Genomic DNA, 2,582 nt, shown 5'->3' on the forward strand with positions numbered 1-2,582 from the left:
CGGTGTTGAAGGAGTCCTCGACCTCGGTGGACTCGGCGGTCCGGGTCTCGTTGTTCGAGTTGACGTCCACCACGTCGCTGACGCCGATGTTGGTGCAGTTCAGCGCCTGGATCGGGGCCGAGATCGGGGCGACGGCGTTGGCCGCGGCGCCACCGGCACCGATGAGGGCGTCGCCGCCGCTGACCGCGGAGTCGATGTCCGGGCCGGTCTGGGCGAACTCGCAGTCGTTGCTGAGGTTGCCCTTCTCGATGTTGGTGTACTCGACGGGGGCCGGGGCCTCGTGGTGCGAGTCGTTCGCGAACGCGAACGGGGTGAGGGCGATGGCGCCGGCGGCGGCCACGGCGGTGATGATTCCAGCCTTCTTCAGCACAGAGTTCTCCTGAGAGTTCGCAGGATTCGGCCGGAGCCGGTTCCCATTGAGAGTCGACGTTCGATTGCGGGGAGCCCTCGTCGACTAAGAGAAAGATATCCCATCGACTGCGGCCGACCTAATCCCGTACCGCCATCGGGTGATGCCGGATGTGCTCGGCGGGTTACGCACTCATTCGGGTGCATTCGTCGCCCGGCCGGTGCGGGCGGGGTCCGCGGACAGGCCGGTGGCCCGGACCGATTCGGTCCGGGCCACCGGGTGGAGCTGGGAGGCGATCAGTCCTCGACGGTGCCCTCGGTGTTGAACGAGTCCTCGACCTCGGTGCGGGTGGCGGTGCGGGTCTCGTTGTTCGAGTTGCTGTCGATCACGTCGCTGACGCCGATGTTGGTGCAGTTCGCCGCCTGGATGGGGGCGGAGATCGGGGCGACGGCGTTGGCCGCGACGCCACCGGCACCGATGAGGGCGTCGCCGCCGCTGACCGCGGAGTCGATGTCCGGGCCGGTCTGGGCGAACTGGCAGTCGTTGCTGAGGTTGCCGTCCTCGACGTTGGTGTACTGGACGGGGGCCGGGGCCTCGTGGTGCGAGTCGTCGGCGAACGCGAACGGGGTGAGGGCGATGGCGCCGGCGGCGGCCACGGCGGTGATGATTCCAGCCTTCTTCAGCACAGAGTTCTCCTGAGAGTTCGCAGGATTCGGCCGGAGCCGGTTCCCATTGAGAGTCGACGTTGGATTGCGGGGAGCTCTCGTCGACTGGGGAAAAGATATCCCGCCGATCGCGGGTCACCAAACCTCGTACCGCCATCGGGTGACGGCGGATCTGCGTCGCCGGTTACGCACCCGATCGGGGATGATTCATCGGTCCGGTCGGCCCGGTGGTGGACAGGCCGGTGGCCCGGACCGATTCGGTCCGGGCCACCGGGATGGTGCTGGGGATGGATCAGCCCTCGGTGTTGAAGGAGTCCTCGACCTCGGTGGACTCGGCGGTCCGGGTCTCGTTGTTCGAGTTGACGTCCACCACGTCGCTGACGCCGATGTTGGTGCAGTTCAGCGCCTGGATCGGGGCCGAGATCGGAGCGACCGCGTTGGCCACCAGGCCGCCGGCCCCGACCAGTGCGTCGCCGCCGCTGACGTTGGAGTCGATGTCCGGGCCGGTCTGCGCGAACTGGCAGTCGTTGCTGAGGTTGCCGTCCTCGACGTTGGTGTACTGGACGGGGGCCGGGGACTCGTGGTGCGAGTCGTGCGCGAACGCGAACGGGGTGAGGGCGATGGCGCCTGCGGCGGCCACGGCGGTGATGATTCCGGCCTTCTTCAGCATGGTCGTTCTCCTTGATTCGTCCGGCTGGAGCCGGAACCTCTTCTTCGATGTCGACGCTGTCCGCGGAGTCGGTCCCGCGGGTCCGTCGACCGATATGGCGCTATCCTGCTGTTCGCTGCCGGAGCACGTCGCGTAGGTCAGAGCTCCGGTGCAGCGGGTGGTGCTGCGAACCGCACACGCTTCGAGCGGGCACGTCGCCCGGGTTGGGGCCGCCCGCCCCGAGGTCACTCGCCGGGTGCCGGAGCGGTGACCGTGTTGTTCGAGTCCTCGACCTCGGTCTCGGTGGCAGTGGTGGTCTCGTTGTTCGAGTTGTCGTCGATGACGTCGGTGACGCTCACGTTGGTGCAGTTCAGCGCCTGGACCGGCGCGGAGATCGGGGCGACGACGTTGGCCGCAGCGCCGCCTGCGCCGATGAGGGCGTCGCCGCCGCTGAGGACCGAGTCGATGGCCGGGCCGGTCTGGGCGAACTGGCAGTCGTTGCCGACGTTGCCCTGCTCGACGTTGGTGTAGCCGGCGCGGGTGGGCTCATCGTGGTGCGGCGTCGTGGCGAACGCCAGCCCGCCCACGGCCAGCAGACCCGCGGTGGCGGTGGCGATGATGATCCCGGTCTTCTTCAGCACTGCTACTCCCGATGATTTCGCTGGACCGCGTACGGTCCGATTGCAAGTGGGCGTCGGACTCGGTGGTGACCCGTCGACGGAGCTGGTGTCGTCGGCGGGTCTCGGCCGCGGTGAATCCGTTGCCACTGCCAGGTCAACGAGAGGATCCGCGGCGGGGAACGCACTCGATCCGGTGAACGCATCGGGCCGGGAACGGCGGAGGGCGCGGACCGGTCCGGTCCGCGCCCTCCGCCCGATGTCGCCCGTCGTCAGTCGTCGATGCTGGTGTTGCCGGAGTC

General features: G+C 68.4%; 3 protein-coding genes and 1 pseudogene. All 4 read right to left on the reverse strand.

From position 1 onward, the window contains the following. Nucleotides 1-370: pseudogene (locus KDL28_RS40000) on the reverse strand (hypothetical protein); the annotation flags it as partial. A 275-nt stretch (nt 371-645) separates the two neighbouring features. After that, nucleotides 646-1,035: a hypothetical protein gene (locus tag KDL28_RS40005; RefSeq protein ID WP_252446698.1), complete on the reverse strand. Its 390-nt coding sequence runs from the start codon at nt 1,033-1,035 to the stop codon at nt 646-648. A 271-nt stretch (nt 1,036-1,306) separates the two neighbouring features. Beyond that, the gene (locus tag KDL28_RS40010) at nt 1,307-1,684 is read right to left on the reverse strand and encodes a hypothetical protein (RefSeq protein WP_252446699.1); all 378 of its coding nucleotides are present in this window, start codon (nt 1,682-1,684) and stop codon (nt 1,307-1,309) included. Nucleotides 1,685-1,908: 224 nt separating this feature from the next. After that, nucleotides 1,909-2,304: a hypothetical protein gene (locus tag KDL28_RS40015; RefSeq protein WP_252446700.1), complete on the reverse strand. Its 396-nt coding sequence runs from the start codon at nt 2,302-2,304 to the stop codon at nt 1,909-1,911. Between the last annotated feature and the right edge of the window lie 278 nt (nt 2,305-2,582).

The sequence above is a fragment of the Pseudonocardia humida genome (assembly GCF_023898865.1).
Classification (GTDB): Bacteria; Actinomycetota; Actinomycetes; order Mycobacteriales; family Pseudonocardiaceae; genus Pseudonocardia; species Pseudonocardia humida.

Coding starts and splice junctions, on each gene's coding strand:
- KDL28_RS40010 (WP_252446699.1), bottom strand. CDS start 1,684: ATGCTGAAGAAGGCCGGAATCATCACCGCCGTGGCCGCCGCAGGCGCC.